Annotated in this window: 3 protein-coding genes and 1 pseudogene; 2 read left to right on the forward strand and 2 right to left on the reverse strand. The window is 64.1% G+C overall.

Annotated elements, in window-relative coordinates; translation table 11 throughout:
* Positions 1-463: Nramp family divalent metal transporter (locus EN939_RS30580; RefSeq protein ID WP_206528379.1), on the reverse strand; the 463-nt coding region annotated here is incomplete at its 3' end.
* A gap of 233 nt (positions 464-696) precedes the next feature.
* On the opposite strand from EN939_RS30580, the gene mntR reads away from it, so the two are divergent.
* Positions 697-1,146, forward strand: a complete 450-nt coding sequence (gene mntR / locus EN939_RS30585) for a manganese-binding transcriptional regulator MntR (protein ID WP_127271216.1) — start codon at positions 697-699, stop codon at positions 1,144-1,146.
* Positions 1,147-1,236: 90 nt separating this feature from the next.
* The gene (locus EN939_RS30590) at positions 1,237-1,425 is read left to right on the forward strand and encodes a hypothetical protein (RefSeq protein WP_127271214.1); all 189 of its coding nucleotides are present in this window, start codon (positions 1,237-1,239) and stop codon (positions 1,423-1,425) included.
* A gap of 157 nt (positions 1,426-1,582) precedes the next feature.
* Here the strand turns inward: EN939_RS30590 and EN939_RS30595 are convergent.
* Positions 1,583-2,298, reverse strand: a pseudogene (locus EN939_RS30595) (hypothetical protein); the annotation flags it as partial.

The following is a 2,298-nucleotide window of genomic DNA, read 5'->3' on the forward strand; positions in this document are numbered from 1 at the left end:
GCGGAATGCCGAACAGAAGTTGCAGCGCGATCGCGGTGCCGATGACTTCGGCCAGGTCGCAGGCGATGATGGCCAGTTCGCAGGCAATCCACAGCACGAAGTTGACCGGACGGGGATAGTAGGCGCGGCAGGCCTGGGCGAGGTCGCGGCCGGTGGCGATGCCGAGTCGTGCCGCCAGCGCCTGCAAAAGGATCGCCATCAGGTTGGACAGCATGATGATGAACAGCAGCGTGTAGCCGAACTGCGCGCCGCCGGCGAGGTCGGTCGCCCAGTTGCCCGGATCCATATAGCCGACCGAGACCATGTAGCCGGGACCCATGAAGGCGAACAGGCGGCGGAACCAGACCCCCGAACTCGGAACGGCGATCGACGCGTTGACCTCGCGCAGGCTGGGCTCCTCGTCCTCGTCGGGCCTGGCGAACCGCCATGAGGAACGGGAGGCTGTGGCTTCGACTTCGGACATGGGGGAGGGCTTTCCGGGAGACTGGGCGATGTTCCCTTAAGCTATGCCATGGCTCAACATTATGCAATATGCTATATTTCATTGTCGGTGCTTTTTATTCTGCTGGCGGTATCGGGCGAACTCGCAATCGGAAGTCCGGTTGCACCTGTTGCGGAATGCAAATAAACGGCCTGAAGAATCAGAGCCCGTGCTATGAAAGCATGGATGGCAAATAGTCCTGGGAGGAGCGCGTATTGGCGCTGAAGAACAGACCGGTCCCGCGCGAGCCGCTGCTCGACGCCGAAATTCATTCGGAGGGCTTCCGGCAGCAGCGCGAAGCGCGCCGCAGCGCGCTGGTCGAGGATTATGTCGAGCTGATCGCCGACCTGATCGAAGACGGCAACGAGGCGCGCCAGGTGGACATCGCCGCACGCCTGGGCGTCGCCCAGCCGACAGTGGCCAAGATGCTGACCAGGCTGTGCGCCGACGGCCTGGTGTCGAGAAAGCCCTATCGCGGCGTGTTCCTGACCGATGCCGGCCGCAAGGTCGCGGAGCAAAGCCGCATCCGCCATCAGACGGTGGAAGCCTTTTTGCGCTCGCTTGGTGTCAGCGCCGAGACGGCACGCATCGACGCCGAAGGCATCGAGCACCATGTCAGCGCCGAGACGCTGGAAGCTTTCCGCAAGGCGATGACGGCGCGCTGAGCCGCCAGATTTCCGGCGCTGCCGGAACCGTCGCACGCCGGGCACGTTGCTCCCGACAGCGCGCGTTTTGTCGCGCGAACGGAGGAAGCGATGGGCATCGAACAAGCACCGACCGCAAAGGGCAAGCAGGCGGCCGCGGGACTGAAACGGGCGGCGGCGAGGGACGAGCGCAAGACCGAGGCGGAAACCGGCCGTCCGCTTAAAAAGGGCGCGGCGCGTTTCGAGGAACGGTCGAAGAGCTCTGACGGCAAGAGCGCCGGCGCCAAACAGGAAGATTAGGCGTCTGACGTGATTGGCTGCAGGCCAAGGCCGCTGTTGGACGTGGTTTACGTCCTTTCTTGCGGCAGTGTCTATCGCCCTCCGCTATGGCTGCGGGCGTTCGAGCCTTTTGAAAGGTCCAGTGGACCTTTCAATTTGCCTGCGGCAAACCGTTCCCTCACTCCCTGACATCCTGCACCCAGCTGCGCGGGTGGCCGTCGACGCGGAACTGGAAGATGAAATAGGGCGGGATGCAGGTGCCTTTGCCGGCTTTTGCCTGCACCAGATCGTCATAGCCTGCGGTGCAGATATAGTCCTCGCGGCAGGGATGCGCCTTGTCGCAGGCGCGCAGGCCGGCGGTCTTGGTGAATTCCTTCGTGCAGAATTTGTGGTCCTTGCCCGACGCGATGCAGTCGTTGAAGCCGGTCTTGGCCAGACGTCCGCACGTCGCCTCGTCGGGAAGCTTGTCGCAGCTCGCCTTGCGCAGCATGCCACCGGGAAAGCCGCCGGTCTTCTGCTGCGGATTGTCGTAGCGCTGGCGCGCCGCGCCATAGCCGGCGAGCTTGACCGGCGGCTTCTTGTCCCGCGCCGGGTCGATAGCGCAGGCCTTGGCGGTGGTCGGCGAGATGCGGCAATATTGGTCGCTGCCCCAGCTCGACATCCTGATCTCGCCGAACTCGACGGGATCACCGACCGCGGTGCCCGCGTCACTGACGCAGGTGCCGAAGCCCGGATGGATGGCGCTTTCGTGGACACCTGCGCAGCGCAGGCCCGCACCGCAGTTCCAGTCCTTGAAACTTGCATCCTCGCCGCGATAGCAGATCGAGCCCCAGCCATTGTAGAGGTCGGTGCCTTTCAGCGCCTCGGCATATCTGGCGTCCGGACGGGCGGCGA

It is taken from the genome of Mesorhizobium sp. M7A.F.Ca.CA.002.05.1.1, from assembly GCF_003998335.1.
GTDB lineage: Bacteria > Pseudomonadota > Alphaproteobacteria > Rhizobiales > Rhizobiaceae > Mesorhizobium.